Consider the following 21,767-nt stretch of genomic DNA (forward strand, 5'->3'; position numbering starts at 1 on the left):
TATGATGAATGTGGACCTGCAACAACTGATCCAGACATTGACCCCCCGGGCCCGTCGAGACTTGGAGCGTTCGGCCGAACGCTGCGTGACGCGCGGCGGCAGGGAAGTGCTGGTGGAAGACCTGCTGTTGACCCTGCTGGAACATCACGATGGCCTTCTGGCAAGGGCACTGGCGGATGCGGGCCTCGACGCCGGAGAGCTACAAGCCACCCTGCAACCCAAGGGGGAGTCGAGTGCTTCGCGCAATCCGGTTTTTGCCCAGGCACTGGTGCGTTGGCTGCAACAGGCCTTGATGGTTGCTCATTTGGAGCTGCGACAGACTGAAATCGATCACGGCGCCCTGTTGCTGGCGTTGTTACGTCATCCGCTGGAGCATGCAGGCAGTGCCTATCAGGCGTTTTTGAACCGGTTGGATGTCGAGCGTGTGCACGGTTTCGTGTTGAGTCAGGTGGCGGCGACCGATCCTGCGCCTGAGGGCGAATCGCTGCTGGGGCGCTTCACCCATGACCTGACACGCCAGGCCCATGAAGGTCGTATCGACCCGGTGTTGTGTCGTGACGCTGAGATCAGCCAGTTGATCGACATCCTCATGCGCCGGCGCAAGAACAATCCAATACTGGTCGGTGAAGCTGGAGTCGGCAAGACCGCGGTTGTCGAAGGCTTCGCGCTGCGTGTTGTCAGCGCACAGGTGCCGGGCGCTCTCAAGGATGTCCGGGTGCTGACCTTGGACATGGGCCTGCTCCAGGCGGGTGCCAGCATCAAGGGTGAGCTCGAACGACGCCTCAAGGGTGTGATCGATGAGGTGAATGCCTCGGCAAAACCGGTGATCCTGTTTATCGACGAAGCGCATACGCTGGTAGGGGCGGGCGCCCAGGCGGGCACGTCGGATGCCGCCAACCTGCTCAAGCCCGCCCTGGCCCGTGGTGAGCTGCGCACCATTGCTGCCACCACCTGGACGGAATACAAGAAATACTTCGAAAAAGATCCGGCCTTGGCCCGGCGCTTCCAACCTGTGCTGGTCGGTGAACCGAGTGTCGAGCAAGCGGTTTCGATACTGCGCGGGTTGGTTTCGGTGTATGAGCAAAGCCATGGCGTCTACGTGCGGGACGATGCGGTCGTCGCGGCGGCGCAGATGAGTGCCCGTTACCTGGCCGGGCGGCAGTTACCTGACAAAGCGGTGGATGTGCTCGACACCGCGTGCGCTCGCTTGCGTACCCGTCAAGAGATGGCGCCGGAAGCATTGCAGCGTCTGTACGCGGAACAGGCTGAAGGTGCGCGGCAGCTTCAGGCACTGAGCCGGGATCGCGACTCGGGGCTTTCTGTGGATGAGCAGGTCCTGCACGCGCTGAACCAGCGCATGGAGGCGGTGGGCTGCGAATGCGAGCATCTGGAGCAACGCTGGCTTGAACAGCAAAAGACGGCGCAGCAGGTGTGTCCGCGCCTGGTGGCCCAGGTCATCAGCGCCTGGACAGGTATCCCGGTTGAACAACTGGCGCTCGAGCACAGTGAACGGGTCTTGGGCTTTGCCGATGCGCTGCGCTCGCGCATTCTCGGCCAGGAACAGGCGGTACAAGCCTTGGACCGTTGCCTGCGTGCCGTCGCAGCTGGGCTCAACAAGGCCGAGGCCCCGGTTGGTGTGTTCCTGCTGGTCGGCCCAAGTGGTGTGGGCAAGACTGAAACTGCATTGGCGCTTGGCGACCTGTTGTATGGCGGTGAGCGGTTTGTCACCACCCTCAACATGTCGGAGTTCCAGGAAAAGCACTCGCTGTCTCGATTGATTGGCGCACCGCCCGGTTATGTCGGTTTTGGCGAGGGCGGCGTGCTGACAGAAGCCGTGCGCCAACGTCCGTATTCGGTGGTGCTGCTCGATGAAGTCGAGAAGGCCGACCCGGAAGTGTTGAACCTGTTCTACCAGATTTTCGACAAGGGCCTGGCCAACGATGGGGAGGGCCGGGAAATCGACTTTCGCAACACGCTGATCCTGATGACGTCCAACCTGGGCAGCGAGTGCATCGGCCGTTTATGCGCTGGCGACCAGCGACCTGATGTGCACGTGCTGCAAGAGGCGATCCATCCGTTGTTGCGCGATCACTTCAAGCCTGCGTTGTTGGCGCGGATGCGTGTGGTGCCGTATTACCCGGTCACGGTAGAGATTCTGCATGACCTGGCCAGGCTCAAGCTGGAGCGTCTGGGGCAGCGCTTGCATCTGCGCAAACTGGCCTTCAGCTATACGCCGGAGCTGGTTGCACACATGGCCGAGCGGTGTACCCACGGTGACAGCGGTGCTCGTTACATCGATCAATGGATCGAACTCCATTTGTTGCCGCAAGTGGTGGATAGGCTGCTGGAGGCCATGGCTCAAGGTGAACCCCTGTCACAGGTGCATGCCCGCGTCCAGGGTAATGGCCATCCCATCTGTGAGTTCAGCCAATGAGGGATAGCCGGCTCACTCAGATCCCTCATCCTTTGGCCTGCGCCGATGTGCTGCTCGACTGGTTTATCCGCCTGGGCATCGAGGGCGACGAAGCCACTTTGCCCAGTCTCTGTGTCGCTGCGGTGGCGCAACTGAGCCAGTGCGAACTCAGCCAATTGTACTGGCGCAATGAGTCCACCGGTCGGCTCGAACTGATCGCCCAGCATTTTCCCGGCGTGCTATGCGCCAGTGACCCGGCCTGCACCCAGGACTTTCAGCATGAGCAGGTGTTGCAGTACGTGCTCAGCCATCAAAGCGCCCTTAGCCTGGAAGATCTAACGGGCAGCGTTTACGAATATGGGTTCCTGCCGACGATGGCGACACCTTGGCAAGCGTTGTCATGCGTGCCGTTGTTCAATCGAGGCAAAGCCATCAACGGCGTGTTGGTGTGTGCCAGCCAGCGCCGGAAAAACTGGCCGGACCACACCGCCTCCTTGAGCCAACTGGGCAGTTTTACCTTGATGCAACTGGCGTTGCTGCGGTGTAAGCGTTCCGCAGAGGGTGTCGCTCCAACCCATGACGGCACACCATCCCCCGGTGCTGCGTTTGGGTTGATTGGCAGCAGCAAGGCTATGGATGAGACGTATCGCTTGATCGGTAAGGTGCTGAATACGCCCTATACCGTATTGCTGCGGGGCGAGACGGGTACAGGCAAGGAGGTGGTCGCACGAGAGATCCATTCTGCGGGGCCGCGCAAGCGCAAAGCGTTCGTGGTGCAGAACTGCGCGGCATTTCCCGAAGGGCTATTGGAAAGTGAGTTGTTTGGCTACCGCAAAGGTGCATTCACGGGGGCGGAGCGCAACCACACGGGGCTATTTGACACCGCGCATGGTGGCACGCTGCTCCTGGACGAAATCGGCGATATGCCACTGTCGCTGCAGGCCAAGTTGCTGCGGGTTTTGCAGGAAGGAGAAGTACGCCCACTGGGGGCCAGTGAAGCCCACAAGGTCGATGTGCGCATCATCGCCGCGACCCACCGTGACCTCGCCGCAATGGTGGCCCAAGGCAGTTTTCGCGAGGACCTTTACTACAGGCTTGCGCAATTTCCTATCGAGCTGCCGCCGTTGCGTGAGCGCGACGGCGATGTGTTGCTGTTGGCGCGCGAATTTGCACACAAGGCGTCTACTGCGCTTGGGCGTGCGCCGGTGGGGTGGTCCAGTGCAGCCCTGGATCAACTCTCCAGTCACGCCTTTCCCGGCAATGTCCGTGAACTCAAATGCCTGGTGGAGCGTGCGGTACTGCTGTGTGATGACGGTGTGATCCTGCCGGTCCATCTGTCGTTGTCGGCACCCGCGACCAGTGAGTCAGTCGACGCGACGTTGCGCCAACGCCTGGAGCGCGTCGAGCGCGTAGTCCTGATCGATTGCCTGCACAAGAATCGTGGCAATCGCACCCGTACCGCACGTGAGTTGGGCGTCGCACGCCGCACGCTGCTCTACCGCCTGGCGCGTCTGAAGATTCCCGTCGGTGATGCCCGTGAGGAGTGCTGAACGGGCGACGTGTGGGCACCTTACTTTCATGGGAGATACCTGATGTCTTTTCATCCGTGGCGAGCCGTGGTGCTTGCGTTGTGTTTGTTGAGCGGCTGTAACGCCAATTATGTCTTTGATGATGCCGACTACCGTCCATTGGGTGACCCCCAGGCGACCCGTCGTGGGCAGTGAGCAGGGGAGCGCTGCCATGCAATTAGTGTTTGAAGTCTGCAGTACCGCAAGCGGGGTGCTGCCTGTCGGCAAAACGTTTGATCGTATTGGCGGCGTGATCGGCCGTGGGTCGGGGTGTGACTGGATCATCCCTGATGCCAATCGCTTGATTTCCAGTCACCACGGCTTGGTCAGTTACCGGGAAGGCCATTACTTTCTGACGGACATCAGCAGCAACGGCATCGGCGTATCAGGCAGCATGGAGCGTCTGTGCAAGGGCCAGGCACGGCTCATCAGTAACGGTGATGTGTACCAACTGGGGGCGCTGGATATCCGTGCCCGCCTGGTGATGGATGCCCGGCAGACGTTTGCGCGGGATGACATGATTCCAGACGATGCGTTCCTGGGGCTTGACCCTGTCCAAGCATTGGATCGCGAGCAACGGCGTGGCGATTCATCAGCAGAACTGGACGCCTTGGACACATCAGCGCCGGCGCCGATCCAAGCGCTTTGTCAGGGGCGCGTGGAGCGCGATCATTTGGTCGTACCGACATGGGCTGAACCGGTCAAGGACGTCCTGTCTCCCGAACCCGTTACCGCTGCATCGGGTGCTTCGCAAGTATTCTGGGCACAGTTCGCGCAGGCATTGGGCATGCCTATGGACACGCTTGATACACCGGGTCGTGAGGGCCTGGCGATCAAGGTGGCGGGCTTGCTCAGGCAAACCGTCGAAGGGTTGCAGCAAAACCTGAGAACTTGCCACGAGCTCAACAGCGAGATCAACGGCACCCTGGCTGCCCCGGTGCTCAGTCTCCGTAATCCGTTTAACGATGCTGCCGACACCCAGTCAGCCCTGACGTCGCTGCTGGATGCTTGCGCGCCGGACCAACGCGCTGCCGAGCACGCGGTTGCCCAGACCTGTCGGGACCTGCAAGTTCATCAACTGGCCTTGGTCGTGGCCTGCCGAGCCACCGTACGTGCCGCATTGGCGGCCTTTGCGCCTGGTCACCTGCTGTGTTGCTTCGAGCGCGAGGGCAGGCCAGCCAAGTTGTTTACCGATGGCGCCCATTGGCGGGCGTATCAACGCCACTATCGACGGCTGATGGACGACGATCCCTTGGGCGAGCAGTTGTTACGCAATGATTTTTCCAAAGCCTACGAGGAGCAGGTGCGCCTGGTCTCCACCCTGCACGCCGGGTACCCAGGATGATGCTCATGTATAGAGTCGCTGTTACATCCACGTTGTTAGCGCTGGGCCTGCTGGCGGGTTGCAGCACGCTTTCACCGTTCTCGACCCTGACCAAGCTGGACCTGACGTTGACGGCCAGCGAGGAGGTCAACCCCGATCTTCACGGCCGTCCCTCGCCTGTAGTGGTGCGCCTGCTTGAGCTACGGCACCCGGTGGCTTTTGAAAACGCCGACTTCTTCAGCCTCTACGACCGGGCCGAGCAGACACTGTCCAAGGATTGGCTCAGCAGCGAGGAATGGGAGCTGCGTCCCGGCGAACAGCTGGCGCTCAAACTCAGTGTCGAACCCCGTGGCCGTTATGTCGGGGTGCTGGCGGGCTATCGCGATTTGCCCCATGTGCAATGGCGGCTGGTAGTGCCTGTGGCCCCGAGCCAACTGACCCGTGCCGACCTTGTGCTGGACCAGGCGGGTATCCGGATGGCGGCGCCTCAAACCGACACGGCGGAGCATTGAGATGCAGATCCATAACGTTATCTGGCAGGAAGGCATGCTGCTGAGGCCCCAGCACTTGCAGCACAATGATCGCTACTACCATCGGCAACTCAACCGCAGTCGCCTGTTGAGCAGTGATGCCTGGGGCTTCCTGACCTTGGACGTCGATGTGCAATACCTCAACCTGGGCAAGGTCGTGGTCAACCAGGCCAGTGGCGTATTGCCGGATGGCAGTCTGTTCGAACTGAGCGGCGCCATGGACCCCCTGGTGTTGCAGGTACCTGCCAACGCCGGCAGGCAAGCCGTGTACCTCGCGCTGCCCCTGGCGACGGGCAATCAGGTTGAAGTGCGCACGCAGGAGCAAGGCGATGTGCTGGCACGTTATGTCGCCTGTGAAACGGAGATCGGAGACTCCAATGCCGGCGTGGATTCCCGTTGCCAGATCAACTGTGCACGTCCGGATTTACGCCTGATGCTGGGGGAGCAACCGAGTGATCCTTACTACGTGAAACTCCAGGTCGCCCAGGTCCTGGATTCGACCCATGAAGGCGGCGTGACGCTGGACGTGGATTTTGTGCCGACGTTCATCTATCTCCAGGGCTCGGGGTATGTGTCGTCATGCATCAAAGAAGTGATCAGCCTGCTGGCCACCCGTGGCGATGCGATAGCCGCTCGCATCCAGGGTTCCGGCGCGTCGGCGGGGGCGCAGGTCGGCGACTTTCTGATGCTGCAATTGATCAATCGTGCGGAATTGATATTGCGTCATTACCTGGGCCAGGCCCAGGTCCGTCCGGAAGCGTTATATCGGGAGTTGCTGGCGATTTTTGGTGAGCTGTCGACGTTCGCCAATGACAACAAACGTGCGCAATTGGCGACGCACTACCGGCATGGTGATCAAGGGGCGAGCTTTCGCGGGCTGATGGAAGGCCTTCGCACGGTGCTGTCGCTGGTCCTGGAACAGCATGCCATTGAGCTGACGCTGCAGCAGCGCCAGTACGGAGTGCTGGTCTGCCCAGTCAGCGATCTCAAATTACTCGGTGCGGCCACGTTTATTTTGGCGGCCACCGCCCAGTGCGATTCGGAGGAGCTGCGCCATCGCCTGCCGGCCCATCTCAAGATCGGCCCCGTGGAACGCATCCGTGAACTGGTGAACCTGCACCTCGCAGGCATCAAGGTCAAGCCGCTGCCGGTAGCGCCGCGGCAGATCCCGTTCCACGCCGGCAAGACCTATTTCATGCTCGAGCTCAGTCCACGGGACATCACGCAGCTGGAGCAATCCGGTGGTTTCGCCTTCCACGCCAGCGGCGAGTTCGCCGAGCTGGAACTCAACTTCTGGGCTATCAGGAACTGAACACCATGACTATGGACAGTGAATACCCGCAGGATGAAAAAACCGTGCTGCTTGACCGTGAAGGGTTGGGCCCGGTGCGGGGCGCCGTCACGGACTACCCGTCGCCGCCTCGCTTCGAGCAGTTGGAAGACCGCATGATCTATACCGCCCACCTGCAGGGCGCACCGCCATTCAAGATGGGTTCGAATATTTTATTGGCAGCCGCCTGGGAGCTCTTGTTGCAGGTTGTTCAGCTCAAGGCCGGTCCTGGTCGGGAAAGCCTGCAGGCACTCAATGAACAGCTGTCATCGGGCGTCAACGCGTTTGAGGCGCGTGCCTTGCACCAAGGCGTAGAGAACAGTCAGGTGATGTCGGCGCGTTATGTGCTGTGCAGTGTCATTGATGAGGCTGTGGTCACGACGTCTTGGGGCAGTCGTAGCGACTGGTCGAAGACCAGCCTGCTGAGCCTCTTCCATAACGAAACTTTCGGCGGTGAAAAATTTTTCCAACTGCTGGAGCGATTGTCCCGCGACCCCGTCAAGCATGTGGCCATGCTGGAGCTTATGTACGTGTGCCTGTCGTTGGGTTTCGAAGGTAAATATCGCGTCATGGAGCGGGGGCGGGTGCAGCTTGAAACCCTGCACGATGCGGTGTACCGCCAGATCAGGCATGTGCGCGGTGATCGGCTGCCGGTATGCATTTCGCCGGAAACGGGTAGGGCCTCTCAGGCGCGGATTCGCCTTGTCTCCACCACCTGGGTCGTCATCTGTGTAGTGGCCTGTTTGCTCGCGATGTATTCAGGGTTCGCCTGGATGTTGGGCCAGGAGCGCATGACGGCGCTGCAACCTTTTCAATCTTCGGTGTCAGTCCCGTCTCGGACGCCCTTGTAACGCTGGGAGCTAGGTATGAACGCATTCTTCAAGGGCGCGGGCGCGGTGCTGCGCAAGAGTTGGGTCTGGAGCCTGTTACTGGTGCTCTCGAGTACGCTGTTGGTGTGGTTTTTGGGGCCTTTGCTGGCGGTGGATGACTACCGTTTCTGGCAAAGCCCGACCTCCCGTTTGCTGACCATCTGCGGGTTGTTGCTGCTGTGGGGGCTGGCGATGGTCGTGGTGGGCGCACGCCGCTCCGCTCGGGCGGATCAGCCTGAACACCTCGACCTTCATCAGCGGCAGGCGTTGGTCAACAACGAAATAAGCCACGTACGGGGGCGTTTCAAGGAGGCCCTGCTGACGTTGAAGACCTCTCGTCGCTACGGTGAGCACCGTCAGGGCTGGCGCAATGAACTGCCCTGGTACCTGTTGATTGGCGAGCGGAGCAGCGGCAAGACCTCGTTGTTGGCCGCCAGTGGCCTGCAGGCTCCGCTCGATCGGACCGAAGCGGCGTTCCCAGGGAGTGCGGCTTACTGTGACTGGTATTTTGCCGACGAAGCCGTGATGGTCGAGATGGCCGGCCGCTACCTGGACCAGCCTGATCCTGCGGTAGATGGGGCGGGATGGTCGACATTGCTGGGCCTGCTCAAGGCGTGGCGCAGAACACGGCCGCTCAATGGCGTGGTGGTGACGCTGTGCGTCGACACGCTTTTGCGCAGCAGTGAACACGACCTGGAGCTTCATGCGCGTCACGTGCGTACCCGCTTGCAGGATATCCAGCAGACACTGCATGTGGATGTGCCGGTTTACCTGGTATTGACCCAGGCTGATCGGCTGGCTGGGTTTGCCGAGTTCTTTGATGCGCTGCAGGGCGACAGCACCGAAGATGTGCTGGGTGAGCGCCTGGTTGCAGGCCCGGCCGGCACTGATATTGAGCAGGTGCGCGAGGCATTCGAAGCCCTGCTGCAACGCCTGGGAGCCGAGTTGATCCCGCGCTTGCACCAGGAGCGAAACCTTGAGCGCCGTGGCCGGATGCTGGATTTTCCTCGGCAGGTTGCACGCCTCGGCGACTGTCTGTGTGTGTTTATCGAGGCTGCGTTTTCCGCCCATCGCCATCAGCGTATCAACGGTTTGCGAGGGTTCTACCTGACCTGTGCGAAGAGCGGCGATGTACGTCCCCATTTTGTCCAGGGCCTGTTCAATCGCGTGGTTTTCGCGCAGGCCGATCTTGCCGGGTTGCATACGCCGGAGCGTCGGCGCTTACGTCGACGCCATGGGTTATTGGCGCTGGCCGCATCTGTCGTGATCGCCGCGGCGGGGGCGCTGTGGCTGCACAGTTACTCGTTCAACCATCAGCGACTGGTGCAGCTTCAGGCGTTGACCCAACCCGAGTCCGCCATTCACCCCGGTTCGGACCAGAGCCAGACGTTGCTGGCGCTGCTGGACAGTCGCTTGGCGGCGACAGCCGTATTTCCACTGCCGGCGCAGGTGCGATGGGTTGATCGGGCGGGCTTGTATCAAGGGGATGTCAGTGGTCCACCGTTGACTAGTGCCTATGAACACGCTTTGCATCAACAATTGCTGCCCTACGTGACCACATTACTTGGAGAACAGGTGCGAGCGAGCCTGGGAGACCGTGAACGGCTGCTGGACAGCCTGCGCGCCTACCTGATGCTCAACCTGCCCGAACGACGTGATGCCAGTTGGCTGGCGGAGCAGGTGGCTGGGCAGTGGGCTACCGGGTACGCGGGGGAAGCTGCGGCGCATAAACGCCTGGCCGGACACTTTGCTCGGCTTCTTGAGCAAGGGTTCCAGGCGCCGTTGAATGATGAACTGGTCGCCCAGGCTCGCCTGGCGTTACGGGGTGAGTCACTGGCAGAGGTGGTCTACCGTGCACTGCGGGAGCAAGCCCGGAACCTGGAGCCTTACCGCCTGGCCGAAGGCCCCGCATTTTCCAGGGTTGAGCGACCCATCCCGGGTTTCTACACAAAAAAATACCTGCAGTTTTTCGAAACGCAGGGCCCTCAGTGGGTCAATGCCATTGCCCAGGACAACTGGGTGCTGGGGGAAGCCACCGACCTGAGTGTCATGGACTTACGCAAACTCATGCTGGAGCTGGAACAGCGCTATTTCAGCGAATACGCCGATGCCTGGAGTGATGCCCTGGGGCGAATCAGGCTGTTGGAAAGTGACAGTCTGAGACGCGGCACGGAGCAGCTTGCGAGCCTTACATCCGCTCAGTCGGCGTTGGTGCAGCTGTTGCAGCAGGTGCGTGAAAACACACGACTGATGCCGCTTCACGAACAACTGGGTACGGTGAGCCAACAGGTCGCAGAGTCAAGCGAGAAGGTATCCGGCGCGCTGGCCAAGGCGTTACCGCGCCAAGCGTTGCCCGATAATGCCCGGCGCGCGTTGCAACGCCGCTTCGAGCCTCTGCATCAGTTGCTCGATGAAGAGCAGAACCCCGGGGTCGAGTTGACGCAGGCATTGCGCCTGCTCGATGAGCTGTACCTGCAATTGTCGACACTGAGCCGGGACAGTTCACCGGAGCAGGCCGCGTTCAAGCTGGCCAGGCAGCGGATGGATGGGCAGCAGCCGCTATTGGGCAACCTGCGTGATGCGGCAGCGCGCTTGCCGCAACCACTCAGGGGGTGGTTCGAAGGTATTGCCGAGCAAAGCTGGCGCCACCTGCTTGATAACGCCTATGGGTACGTGAATCAGCGTTATCAAAGCGAGGTGTACGGCTTTTATACGAAGGCGATCCAACACCGCTACCCGTTCAACGCCCATGCTGGCAGCGATGTCGCCCTGGACGATTTCCAGGCGTTCTTCAAACCGAAGGGGGCCATGGAGCGTTTTTATGACGGTTATCTGCGGCCGTTTGTCAGTGTCGAGGGCACCCGCTATCGCTTGCGCGCCCTGGAGGGGCGCAGCTTGCCGATGTCACGTTCGTTGCTGGACCAACTGACCAGGGCCCAGACCATTCGCCAAGGTTTTTTCAACGAGGAGCGGGGTGATTGGGCCGTCAGGTTTACGCTGGCGCCCTATAGCCTGGATCAAGCCGTCAGCCGGGCAACGTTGCAGGTGGGCAGTCAGCAGTTGGAGTACCGGCATGGCCCGATCGTGCCGATGGTGTTCCATTGGCCGAACGCGTCCGGAAATGGGCGCACCAGCCTGGTGCTGGAACGCGGCGCCGAGCGGCCATTGGGCATCGAAAAAGACAGTGGCACCTGGTCGTTGTTCCGGTTCTTCGAGCTGATGCAAAGCGAGCCTGCCAGCGGCAGGGACGCGCAGATACTCAAGGCCGACCTGGCTGGCCTCCGTGCTAATTACCTGCTCACCAGCCAGGGTAACCCCAGCCCTTTCCAGATCGCGACATGGCGCACCTTCCGCCTGCCGGAGCAATTGTGAACCGGGCGCTGCGTTGGCGAAGTGCAGGGCGCACGGCGCAAGGCAAGGGCCGTGCGCGCAACGAGGATGCATGGCTTGATTGCCCGCAACGCGGGTGTTGGGCGGTCGCCGATGGCATGGGCGGCCATCGTGCCGGGAATGTGGCCAGTCAACGGGTGGTCAGCAGTCTTGCCGCACTGCCAGCCCACGGGGGCTTCGAGCAACGGATCGACGCGGTGCGACGCTGCTTGCGCGACCTCGACAGCCAATTGCAAGCCGCCGATGGCCTGGCGGGCATCATGGGCAGTACGGTGGTTGTACTGTTACTTGAACACGACCGTGCAGCCTGTATCTGGGCAGGTGACAGTCGATGCTACCTCTGGCGGAGTAAGTGCCTGTATCAACTGTCGCGCGACCACTCTTTGCAGCAGCAACTGATGGATAAGCAGCAACTGAGCCTGGAACGCGCTCGGGCTCATCCGGACGCCAGGGCCCTGACACGCGCCATTGGTGCCCGACAGCCACTGAGCCTCGAGATACTGGAGTTCTGTGCCCATCCAGGGGATGTGTTTTTACTCTGCAGTGATGGCCTGTATCAGGGGCTCAGCCACAGTGAGCTGGGGAGCGCCATGAGTGCGGGTACGCCGCGCAAGGTGGTGGAGCGCTTGTTCAGCGACGCGTTGCGGGCGGCGGCGAAAGATGACCTGACCGCCGTGGTGGTCCAGCCATGAACGCAGCAGCGGGCCCGCCGAGCCTGCTTGCGGGCCGCTATCAGCTTGAACGGATCCTCGGTTCAGGCGGGATGGGCGTGGTGTATCGCGCCCGGGACCTGCTGCATGAAGCGTTCGGCGAGCCGGACTGCCGTGTGGCGCTGAAGCTGTTGGGCGAGACACTCTCCGCGTGCACCGATGCGCATTTATTGTTGTACAGCGAGTTCGCCCTGACCCGCAGCCTGCGTCATGACCACGTGGTGCGCGCATTTTCTTTCGAGGTAGACACGGCCCACCAAGTGGCATTCTTCACCATGGAAGTGATGCCCGGCCTGACCCTCGACCGCATGCTCCCGGAACGCCCGCAAGGCCTGCCGTGGCAGGAGCTGCAACCGATGGCCGTGCAATTGCTGGATGCGCTGGCTTACACGCATCGGCAAGGCGTCCTGCATGGCGATGTGAAACCGGCGAATATCATGGTGGGGGAGCAGGGGGTGCGCTTGTTTGATTTTGGCCTGGGCCATGCCGAGGCACAGGTAGGGGTTGGTTTACCGGGTTTGAGCCGCAGTCGCTTGAATGCCTGGACGCCTGCGTATGCGGCACCGGAGCTGATGGCCGGAGGGTTGCCGTCAGCCAGCGCGGACCTGTATGGGGTTGCGTGTGTGTTGTATGAGCTGGCCGAGGGACGGCGTCCCGGCGAGCGCCAGCGCAATCAGCGGTTGCCGAGACCTCGGCAACTGCCCAGGCATTGCTGGCCAACGTTGTGCGCCGCACTGGCGATGGACCCGGAGCAGCGAAGGGTATGTGTCGCCGAGTTGCGCGAAGTCCTGGGCGGCAGGCGACGTCGCTGGTTCCTGGGGTAACGCGTCAATCGGCCAGGTCATGCAGTTGGCAGTATTCGACCCAACTCAGGCCGGCCATCTGCGCCACTTCCTTATGCACCTCAAGGCGCTGGGCTTCAAAGGCTTCGCCGGATTCGGCGGTCAGTTTGAGGGTTAACTCCCAGGCAAACAGGCCCTGGCGCTCGGCTTCCGCTTCGAAGGCTTCATGCAGCCGTTCGGCACGGTATTGCGCCAGGGTTTCGCCCTTGGCCTGGGCGGCCAGCGGGTTCAGGGTGTTAAGTTCAGTGGCGACATCGGGATGTTCGTCGAGGAATCTGTCCAGCGCGAGCTGATGGTTATCACCGGGTTGTGACAAGGGCTTACTCCAAACAAAGGCAACGGTAGGGTGACACTCGGATAATGCCCATTGAAGCAGATTCGGACATTGGCCCAGGTCGGAACATTCAATTATTTGGAAAAAACACGGAATTGCCTGTCATCCAATACGGAAAAATCACTTAGATGCGTGGCAAAAGGCTTTCGCTCATCGTGCCTGGACGTGTAGCGTTAGCCCGGTGTTTCCGGCCCTGCCTTCCAAGGACAGTGGGCGATGGGCAGAGGGATGGGTCATGGCGCAAACGCTGTTCAAACTTTTCTTCACCCAGCGCCTGGCCGCCCTGGCCGGCACCGAGTCGCTGCGGGCGATTCGCGAAGGGCTGTTGTGGATCTTGCCGTGCCTGCTGGTGTCGGCGGGCTTTCTGATCTTGTCTGAATGTGCCCGCGTGCTGGGCTTCGACCCGCATTGGGTGACGTTCCTGGCCGGGCTGCACAACCAGATCAGTTCCGTGATCCCGCTGCTGGTAGCCGCTTCGATTGGTTATATGCTGGCGATCCAGCATCGACTCCCACAGCTGCCCGTCGCGTTCCTGTGCCTGGCCCATGTGGTGGTTGCGACGTTTATCCTGCGTGACTACCCCCGGGCCTCAGCCACCTTCGTGCTGTTCATTGCGATTGCCTCGCCGCTGCTGAATGTGCCGGCCATTGCCTGGCTGCACCGTTATCGCTGGACTCGGCTGGTCAACGAAGAGCTGGTAGGGCACAACCTGCGGGGCACCATCAATATGGTCGTGCCGGGCGTCATCACCGCCTTGGCGTTGGTGATCGTGCTGTCCTTGCTGCTGCAAATCCCTTATGTGGCACAGCTCCAAGGGCCCCAGGTACTCGATGCCCTGGAGTCGCCGTACGGCAGCGGTTTGTTTGTGACCTTGATGAATTCACTGCTGTGGTTTTTCGGGATCCACGGCGTGTACGCCATGCAGCCGCTGTTCAATGTGCTGGATCAGGCGGTGGTGCTGAACAGCGCTGCACTGGCGGCGGGTGAGCCGATAAAGTATGTGTTGAACAGCGGTCTGTTGGGCAGTTTTGCGTTTATCGGTGGCTCGGGCGGCGCATTGTGCCTGTTGCTGGCGATCCTGCTGTTCTCCAAGAGCCAGTCCATGCGCCTGTTGGCGGTGGCGAGTTTGCCGCTCTCACTGTTCAATGTCAGTGAAGTGTTGTTGTTCGGTTTGCCGATCATCCTTAACCCGCGTTTGTTCATACCGTTTCTGATCGTACCCGCGTTGAACGCCATGCTGGCGTTGACGGTGGTGCAGATGGGGTGGGTGTCGCCGGCGGTGGTCAGCGTGCCGTTTACGGCGCCGGTGCTGCTCAATGCCTATCTGAGCACCCACGGTGATTGGGTAGCGGTGGCCCTGCAAGTGGCGCTGCTGGGGCTGGGCACGCTGGTGTATGCGCCGTATGTGCGTGCGATCCACCGCCAGGCCACCGAAGGGGGCACGGTGTACCTCAAGTCCCTGGACATGACTTTCCGTGGCCTTGAGGAAAAGGGCCGTCTGCGCGAGCTGGACCCGGTGCTCGCGTCCCACAAGACCCTGGCGCGCCAGGCCAATGAACTGAGCCGCATCCAGCAGATCAGCGACTACGAGTTCTATCTTGAATTCCAGCCGCAGGTCTCGACCCGCACTGGCTTGTGCACCGGCTGTGAAGCACTGATGCGTGCCCGTGATGCCGACGGAAAAGTGCATTCGCCGTGGGAGTTCCTGCAGTGGCTGGCCCAGGCGCATTTGATGCCGGATGTGGATGTATGGGTGGCATCCCAGGCGGTTCGCCAGTACCAGAAGTGGCAGAAACTCGGTTTCAGCTTACCGATGACCATCAATATTTCCAGTGCGACCTTGACCGACGCCGCCTATGGCGAACGCCTGGTGGAAATCCTTGCCCAGGCCCACGGGCAGGTCTCAGTGGAAATCACCGAAGATGCGCTGGTGAGCGATATCCAGGTCACACGCCAGACCATTCAGAAGCTGCAAGCCATCGGTGCCAAGGTCTATATCGATGACTTCGGCACCGGGTTCTCGGCCCTGAGTTACCTGCACCAATTCCCCGTGGACTTCATCAAGATCGACCGTAGCTTTGTGGTGGCGCAGCATGACCCCAAGGGCGCCCAGGTCATGACCGGCATGCTGCGCTTTTGCGAGGCGTTGAATCTGGGCGTGGTGGTGGAAGGGGTGGAGACGGCCGAGCAGCTGGCCTTCCTGAATACGGGTGCCGATTTGATTATTCAAGGCTGGTATTTCAGCAAGGCGCTGCCGGACGATCAGTTGCAAGGCTTTGTGCGTGAGCGCGAGGCCCTGGCGCAGGGCTAATAACCGCGCCGGACCTGCTCGATGTCCTCGACCAGCGCGTCGATACCGGCCAGGCGCGCACGGTTGTCGTGGTCCCAGGGGTGGAAGCCGGGTTTGAAGTAGTGCAGCCACGGCACCAGCATACGTGGGAAGACTCCCTTGGGCCCATACAGAAACTTCAGCATGCGCCAGAAGCCTTTCAGGTGCCCGCCCGACTTGCGGTCGGCAATCAGCAGGCGCACGTGGAAGTCGAACACCACCAGCCAGAATAACAACGTGGTGAACAGCATGGTCCCGGTGCGCAGCAAGTAGCGCTTGGGGCCGGGCTTGATCACGCTGTTCCAGACGTCGAACGCCACCGCCTTGTGTTCGGTTTCCTCCAAGGCGTGCCAGTACCACATCTGTTGGTAGCCCTTGAGTGAGTCGCCGAAGCGCGACGGGTCGCTCAACAGGATTTCGGCAAGCATCGCCGTGTAGTGTTCAAGGGCAATGGTCACCGCGAGGTTGAAGGACGCCGGCAAGTGTTTTTTCTGCAGGTCGAGGATGAACTTCAGGCGCCTGTCCAGGGCGTGCGCGGGCAGCCCCGCGGCTTGCAGCAAGTCGTTGTAGGCCACGTGCTCGCGGCTGTGCATGGCTTCCTGGCCGATAAAACCCTGGATCTCTTTCTTCAGCTCAGGGTCGTCGATGCGCTGGCGGTAGTGGCGCACGCTGTCCATGAAAAACAGCTCGCCCTGCGGAAACAGCAGCGACAGGGCATTGAAGAAATGCGTGATGAACGGGCCTTGCTCGTGCCAGTCCTTGATGCGTTCGGCAGGCAGGGCGAAATGGATGTCACGGCGGATCGGCAACATGCTGCGTGCTCCTGTTCAGAGACGGGACTCGTCGTTGGTTTCAAACACCCGCGTGCGGGGCTTCGGGGCCATGCGCCTGCTGGCGAACACCACCAAGGCTTGATAGGCCGCCGGCAGGCAACGGGCGAGCAGGTCGAGGAAATAGGCGTCGCGGCCGATCAGCACGCGACGTTTGTTTTTACGTACGCCGTGCAGGATCACCTTGGCGGCCTGGTCGGCGTCGGTAATGAAGAGCTTTTCGAAGTCGGCGCGGGCCTGCTGTTCGCTGTGGATCAGGAAGCCGGTCATGTTCGCGTCGATACGGCTGCTGCGGCAGATATCGGTGCGAATGCCGCCGGGGTGCACGCAGGTGGCCGAGACACCGCAGCGTTGCATGTCCAACTCCTGGCGCAGGGATTCGGTGAAGCCGCGCACGGCAAACTTGGTCGCGTTGTAGCCGCTCATGCCAGGCTGGGCGAACAGGCCGAACACGCTGGAGGTGTTGATCACGTGGCCCTCGCCGCCGGCTTTCAAATAGGGCAGGAATGCCTTGGTGCCATGCACCACGCCCCAGAAGTTGATGCCGACGATCCACTCCAGGTCGGCGTAGTCCACGCCCTCGACGGTGCTCGACAGGGCAACCCCGGCATTGTTGAACACCAGGTTGACCTTGCCGTGGTCGGCCATGCAGCGCGCGGCCCAATCCTCCATGGCCTGGCGGTCGGACACATCGAGCACCTGGGTAGTGATCAACACGGGCGCCAGGGTTGAGGTCTTGATCAGCGCCAAGGTCTGCTCCAGCCCCTGGCTGTTTTTGTCGGCCAGCGCCAGGTGGCAACCTTCCCGCGCCAGGGCCAATGCCAGCGCTCGGCCCATGCCGGATGCCGCACCGGTAATCACGGCCACGCGGTTGTTGAATGATTTCATGACAGGCTCCCTTCAGGCGTGGAGTGGGGCGTCGCCAGGGGGCGGTTGGGCGCGTCGCCCGGTTGCCGGTTGGCGACATAATCCTTGAGCGCAAACTGCCGGGTGACCTGCTTGAAACGCCAGGTCGAGCCGGGCCATAGGGTGGTGTTCTTGCCGGTGCGCGGGTCGAGGTACCAGCTTTGGCAACCGCCGGTGCTCCAGATGGTGCGTTTGAGCTTGGCTTGCAACTGCTGGTTGTAGGCGCTCTCCACGCCGGCTTTGACATCCACCGTGGCGATGCCGTGCCGTTGCATGCGCTGGAGGGCGTCGAGGATGTAGGTCACCTGGGCTTCGATCATCAGGATCATCGAGTTATGCCCCAGGCCGGTGTTGGGCCCGATGATCAGGAACAGGTTGGGATAGCCGGGCACCGTGGTGCCTTTGTAGGCGTGCGCGCCGTCCTGCCAGGTGTCCATCAAGTCCACGCCGCCGCGCCCGATGATGCAGTCGCGGGGTAGGGGATCGGTGGCCTGGAAGCCGGTGCCGAAGATCAGGCAGTCCGCCGGGTGCTTGATACCGTCGGCGGTGATTACGCCGTCGGCCTCGATGCGCAGCACGCGCTCGGTGACCACCTCGACATTGCTGCGCGACAGCGCGGGGTAGTAGTCATTGGAAATCAGCACGCGCTTGCAGCCGATGGTGTAGTCCGGGGTCAGGGTCTTGCGCAGGGACGGGCGAGCCACTTGTTTGTGCAGGTGGCGCAGGGCGATTTTCTGCACCATTTTCATCAGCCGTGGGTGTAAGGCAAAGCCGACGACACGGCCTTCCAGTGCCCAGTAAAAAGCGCCGCGTACCAGGCGTTGGGTAAAGGGCAGGTGCTTGAACAGCCAGCGTTCAAAAGGTGAGATCGCCCGGTCGGGTTTGGGCATGATCCACGGTGGGGTGCGTTGGAACAGGTCCAGATGGGCCACGTGCGGCGCGATCTTCGGCACGAACTGAATGGCACTGGCACCGGTGCCGATCACCGCGACGCGTTTGCCCTTCAAGGCATAGTCGTGGTCCCACTGTTGGGAATGAAAGCGCTTGCCCTTGAAGCTGTCGAGACCTGGAATGTCCGGCAACGCCGGGCGCGACAGACCGCCCATGCCCGACACCAGCACCCGCGCACTGACCTGGCGGCCATCGCTGAAGCTCAGTTGCCAGCGTTGCTGGGGCTCATCGAACACCGCGCGCTCGAGGCCCATGCCAAAACGCAGGTAGGGCGCCAACCCGAAGCGCGTGGCGCATTGCTCCAGGTAAGCACGGATTTCCGCCTGCGGCGCGAACTGCCGTGTCCAGTCCGGGTTGGGCGCAAATGAAAACGAATACACATGGGACTGCACGTCGCAGGCGCAGCCGGGGTAGTGGTTGTCCCGCCACGTGCCGCCAAGGGTGTCGGCCTGCTCAGCGATAAAAAAGTCGGTGAACCCGGCTTCCTTGAGCTTGATCGCCATGCAGAGCCCGGCAAAGCCTGAGCCGATGATGGCGATGTCGATTGAATCACTCTGGGCATTCATAAGCATTCCTTCGTGGGCATCGGGGTGCTCCTTTTCTTGTTGTGTCTTTTAGATAGAACACCATTGCAAAGAAAAATTGAATTACTTATTTTAAAAAAGATTTTAAATAATCTACCTGAAAATATCGCCTACGCTAGTCCCAGGTTCCTCATGTGCGACTTGTCCGACGGACAGGCACGACGTTCGGGTCCAGGTTGTGGACGATGGCTGAGGCCTTGATCAATACCGGTCGGGTCGCCAGCAGCGGGGATGCAGAGGACCGAGCTATGGCTGTTGAATGGGTTATCGCGGCGGCTGTGTTGATAGGCGCGAGCGCCGTTTTATGGGGGTTCAGCGTCTGGATGACGCGGCGCATTGAAGCCGCCGTTCCGAACAATGGGCGTTTTGTGGAGGTCGACGGCGAGCGTTTTCATTATTACGAGGAAGGCAAGGGCCGTCCGTTGGTGATGATTCATGGGCTGATGGGCAGCAGTCGCAACCTGACCTATGCCTTGTCCGGGCAATTGCGTGAGCACTTTCGCGTCATCACCCTCGACCGACCGGGGTCCGGCTATTCCACGCGCCATACAGGCACCGCCGCCGACCTGCCGGCCCAGGCGCGGCAAGTGGCAGCCTTTATTCACACCCTGGGCCTGGATAAACCGCTGGTGCTGGGACATTCCCTCGGTGGCGCGATTTCCCTGGCGTTGGCCCTTAACCATCCCCACACGGTATCCGGGCTGGTGCTGGTGGCGCCATTGACCCATCCGCAACCCACCTTACCCTTGGTGTTCTGGTCGTTGGCCGTGCGACCGGCCTGGCTGCGGCGGTGGGTGTCCTACACGCTGACTGTGCCCATGGGGCTGTTGACGCGCCGTGCGGTGGTCAAGGGGGTGTTCGCACCGGACAGTGCCCCTGAGGACTTCGCCACCCGCGGCGGCGGGCTGCTGGGCATGCGTCCCGAGAACTTCTATGCCGCGTCCAGCGAGATAGCGCTGGTCAACGACGAGCTGCCGGACATGGTCAAGCGCTACCCGCAACTGACGCTGCCCATCAGCCTGATCTATGGCGCACGCGATAAGGTCCTGGACTTTCGTAAACACGGCCAGGCCCTGGCCGACAAGGTCCCGGGCCTGAAGCTGCAGGTCGTGGAAGGGCGCGGGCATATGCTGCCGATTACCGCCACCGAGAGGGTGGTGGAGGCGGTGCACCAGTTGGCCAAGCGTGCGCGGCCGCTGGAAACAGCCGAGATTCTGCATCCGCCGTTTGCCTTGGCAAACAAATAATCGTGGCCTTTATTGCGGGTTGTACGGTCCGAAATGCTTGCGCTAGAGACCTGACCAAACGGCTGAAAAAGAGACTGCATGGTCACGTAGGAAAGGCCTCGAAAAAATAGTTGACGACCTATCGATTCCGCGCTATTTATTTAAAAAAATATTTCAATGTTTGTTTTGAAATGATTTTTGAAATGCCTAAGAGCGAATAAAAATGAAAAAAACGTCTTTTATCGCATGGTTGATTCCCCGGAGCATTCAGTGCTCCCTGAACCTGCTTTCCGCTGCCCTGCCACGGAGGCTGCCATGAATCAGACACTGGCAGCCCCAAGCATATGGACCGACGGCAAGCGTCATCTGTGGTGGCTGGGCATCATGCCCCTGGCCACTCCATTGCTCTCGGGTGCCCTGGCCATCACCACCGGTATCCAATCCCTCTGGTGGGTCGGTGTGCTGGTGATCTTCGGCTTGATCCCGCTCATCGACGGCCTGCTCGGTGAAGACGTGAGCAACCCGCCCGAATCCGCCGTCGGCCACCTTGAGTCCCAACGCTACTACCGTTGGATCGTCTACACCGGCGTGCTGTTCGTCATCTCCTCTGTGGTGATCACCGGCTGGCTCGCCGCCGGCGGTATCGACTGGATCATCCAGGGTGGCCTGTTGCAGGCTACCGCTAACCTGGAACCGTCCAGCTGGCTGTCCCACGCCGCCAGTTACATCACCGCCCGCACGCAGCTGCATGGCGAACCGAGCTGGTTCACCTACCTGGGCATGGCGATGTCGACCGGTGCCGCCACCGGCATCGCGATCAACACCGCCCACGAACTGGGTCACAAACCCAATGCGCTGGAAGTGTTTCTCGCCAAGGTCACGCTGGCCCCGACCTTCTACGGGCACTTCTACACCGAACACAATCGTGGCCATCACGTGCGCGTCGCCACGCCGGAAGACCCGGCCAGCTCGCGCCTCGGGGAGAGCTTCTGGGCCTTCCTGCCACGTTCGGTAGGGTTCAGTGCCCGTTCGGCGTGGAACCTGGAGCGTGAACGCCTGCGTAAACTCGGCCTGCCGGCGTGGCACTGGCAGAACGGCGTGCTCAGCGCGTGGATGTACAGCGTGGTGCTGTGGGGGGCGATGATCGCCTGGCTGGGGGGGGCCGTGATTCCGTTCCTGATTATCCAGGGCATCTACGGTTTCTCGCTGTTGGAGGTCGTCAACTACGTCGAACATTACGGGCTTAAACGCCAGAAGTTACCCAATGGGCGTTATGAGCGGTGTTCGCCACGGCATTCGTGGAACAGTAATCGCATTGTTACCAATATCTTCCTGTTCCAGTTACAGCGTCACTCTGATCACCATGCTAACCCGACCCGTAGTTATCAGTCGTTGCGCCATTTTGATGAGTCGCCGCAACTTCCTTACGGTTACGCAAGCATGATTGTCTGGGCGTACGTGCCTTACTTGTGGCGCCGTCGCATGGACCATCGAGTGCTGAATCATTACGGCGGTGATATCACCCTGGCGAATCTTCAGCCGTCACAGCGGTTGAGGTATCTGGAGAAGTACAGCAACAGCGCCACACCGTTCTAAGTTTAAGTAACACGTTGTTTGCGTACTCGGGCTTG

At 61.0% G+C, this 21,767-nt stretch carries 17 protein-coding genes; 13 read left to right on the forward strand and 4 right to left on the reverse strand.

Annotation, left to right across the window (positions count from 1 at the left end; genetic code table 11):
* Position 1: 1 nt before the first annotated feature.
* The 10 genes from BM403_RS04480 to BM403_RS04525 are packed head-to-tail and all read left to right on the forward strand — an operon-like array spanning position 2 to position 12,958.
* Complete coding sequence (locus BM403_RS04480) at positions 2-2,434, forward strand: AAA family ATPase (RefSeq protein WP_093541757.1); 2,433 nt, start codon at positions 2-4, stop codon at positions 2,432-2,434.
* Positions 2,431-3,963, forward strand: a complete 1,533-nt coding sequence (locus BM403_RS04485) for a sigma-54 interaction domain-containing protein (protein ID WP_093541759.1) — start codon at positions 2,431-2,433, stop codon at positions 3,961-3,963. Before BM403_RS04480 ends, BM403_RS04485 begins: the two co-directional genes overlap by 4 nt.
* A gap of 42 nt (positions 3,964-4,005) precedes the next feature.
* Positions 4,006-4,137 carry a type VI secretion protein gene (locus tag BM403_RS04490; RefSeq protein ID WP_080943345.1) on the forward strand — a complete coding sequence of 44 codons (132 nt, stop codon included), beginning with the start codon at positions 4,006-4,008 and terminating at the stop codon, positions 4,135-4,137.
* 16 nt (positions 4,138-4,153) lie between these two features.
* On the forward strand, positions 4,154-5,326 hold the full coding sequence (tagH, locus tag BM403_RS04495; protein WP_093541760.1) for a type VI secretion system-associated FHA domain protein TagH: 1,173 nt from the start codon (positions 4,154-4,156) through the stop codon (positions 5,324-5,326).
* A gap of 5 nt (positions 5,327-5,331) precedes the next feature.
* Positions 5,332-5,817 carry a type VI secretion system lipoprotein TssJ gene (gene tssJ, locus BM403_RS04500; protein WP_093541762.1) on the forward strand — a complete coding sequence of 162 codons (486 nt, stop codon included), beginning with the start codon at positions 5,332-5,334 and terminating at the stop codon, positions 5,815-5,817.
* A gap of 1 nt (position 5,818) precedes the next feature.
* Positions 5,819-7,147: a type VI secretion system baseplate subunit TssK gene (tssK, locus tag BM403_RS04505; protein ID WP_093541764.1), complete on the forward strand. Its 1,329-nt coding sequence runs from the start codon at positions 5,819-5,821 to the stop codon at positions 7,145-7,147.
* Between the two features lie 5 nt (positions 7,148-7,152).
* Complete coding sequence (gene icmH, locus BM403_RS04510) at positions 7,153-8,016, forward strand: type IVB secretion system protein IcmH/DotU (RefSeq protein ID WP_093541766.1); 864 nt, start codon at positions 7,153-7,155, stop codon at positions 8,014-8,016.
* 15 nt (positions 8,017-8,031) lie between these two features.
* Positions 8,032-11,406 carry a type VI secretion system membrane subunit TssM gene (gene tssM, locus BM403_RS04515; protein WP_093541768.1) on the forward strand — a complete coding sequence of 1,125 codons (3,375 nt, stop codon included), beginning with the start codon at positions 8,032-8,034 and terminating at the stop codon, positions 11,404-11,406.
* Entirely contained in the window at positions 11,373-12,116 is a 744-nt protein-coding gene (locus BM403_RS04520) for a PP2C family protein-serine/threonine phosphatase (RefSeq protein WP_175538045.1), read from the forward strand. Before tssM ends, BM403_RS04520 begins: the two co-directional genes overlap by 34 nt.
* On the forward strand, positions 12,113-12,958 hold the full coding sequence (locus BM403_RS04525) for a serine/threonine-protein kinase (RefSeq protein WP_012724690.1): 846 nt from the start codon (positions 12,113-12,115) through the stop codon (positions 12,956-12,958). The genes BM403_RS04520 and BM403_RS04525 overlap by 4 nt, the downstream gene beginning before the upstream one ends.
* Before the next feature lie 4 nt (positions 12,959-12,962).
* On the opposite strand, the gene BM403_RS04530 is transcribed toward BM403_RS04525, so the two are convergent.
* Positions 12,963-13,292, reverse strand: a complete 330-nt coding sequence (locus BM403_RS04530; RefSeq protein WP_012724689.1) for a DUF6388 family protein — start codon at positions 13,290-13,292, stop codon at positions 12,963-12,965.
* Positions 13,293-13,545: 253 nt separating this feature from the next.
* Here BM403_RS04530 and BM403_RS04535 point away from each other — a divergent pair, with 253 nt between their 5' ends.
* On the forward strand, positions 13,546-15,621 hold the full coding sequence (locus BM403_RS04535; RefSeq protein ID WP_093541772.1) for a PTS sugar transporter subunit IIC/EAL domain-containing protein: 2,076 nt from the start codon (positions 13,546-13,548) through the stop codon (positions 15,619-15,621).
* Here BM403_RS04535 and BM403_RS04540 read toward each other — a convergent pair.
* From BM403_RS04540 to BM403_RS04550, 3 genes are read right to left on the reverse strand one after another with little or no spacing between them, the layout of a single operon-like run.
* Positions 15,618-16,451 carry a metal-dependent hydrolase gene (locus BM403_RS04540; protein WP_046034769.1) on the reverse strand — a complete coding sequence of 278 codons (834 nt, stop codon included), beginning with the start codon at positions 16,449-16,451 and terminating at the stop codon, positions 15,618-15,620. The two genes, BM403_RS04535 and BM403_RS04540, sit on opposite strands and share 4 nt — an antisense overlap.
* A 15-nt stretch (positions 16,452-16,466) precedes the next feature.
* Positions 16,467-17,357, reverse strand: coding sequence for an SDR family NAD(P)-dependent oxidoreductase (locus tag BM403_RS04545; protein WP_093541774.1), 891 nt, complete (start codon positions 17,355-17,357; stop codon positions 16,467-16,469).
* Positions 17,354-18,892: a flavin-containing monooxygenase gene (locus tag BM403_RS04550; protein WP_093541776.1), complete on the reverse strand. Its 1,539-nt coding sequence runs from the start codon at positions 18,890-18,892 to the stop codon at positions 17,354-17,356. Before BM403_RS04550 ends, BM403_RS04545 begins: the two co-directional genes overlap by 4 nt.
* 266 nt (positions 18,893-19,158) lie before the next feature.
* On the opposite strand from BM403_RS04550, the gene BM403_RS04555 reads away from it, so the two are divergent.
* Both BM403_RS04555 and BM403_RS04560 read left to right on the forward strand, forming a co-directional pair.
* On the forward strand, positions 19,159-20,157 hold the full coding sequence (locus BM403_RS04555; RefSeq protein ID WP_175538046.1) for an alpha/beta fold hydrolase: 999 nt from the start codon (positions 19,159-19,161) through the stop codon (positions 20,155-20,157).
* Positions 20,158-20,451: 294 nt separating this feature from the next.
* Positions 20,452-21,732 (forward strand): alkane 1-monooxygenase, encoded by a 1,281-nt coding sequence (locus BM403_RS04560; protein ID WP_093541780.1) that lies wholly within the window; start codon positions 20,452-20,454, stop codon positions 21,730-21,732.
* The last annotated feature ends 35 nt before the right edge of the window (positions 21,733-21,767 follow it).

Origin of the sequence: Pseudomonas sp. OV546 (assembly GCF_900116845.1) — a bacterium.
In the GTDB taxonomy this organism is placed as follows: domain Bacteria; phylum Pseudomonadota; class Gammaproteobacteria; order Pseudomonadales; family Pseudomonadaceae; genus Aquipseudomonas; species Aquipseudomonas petroselini.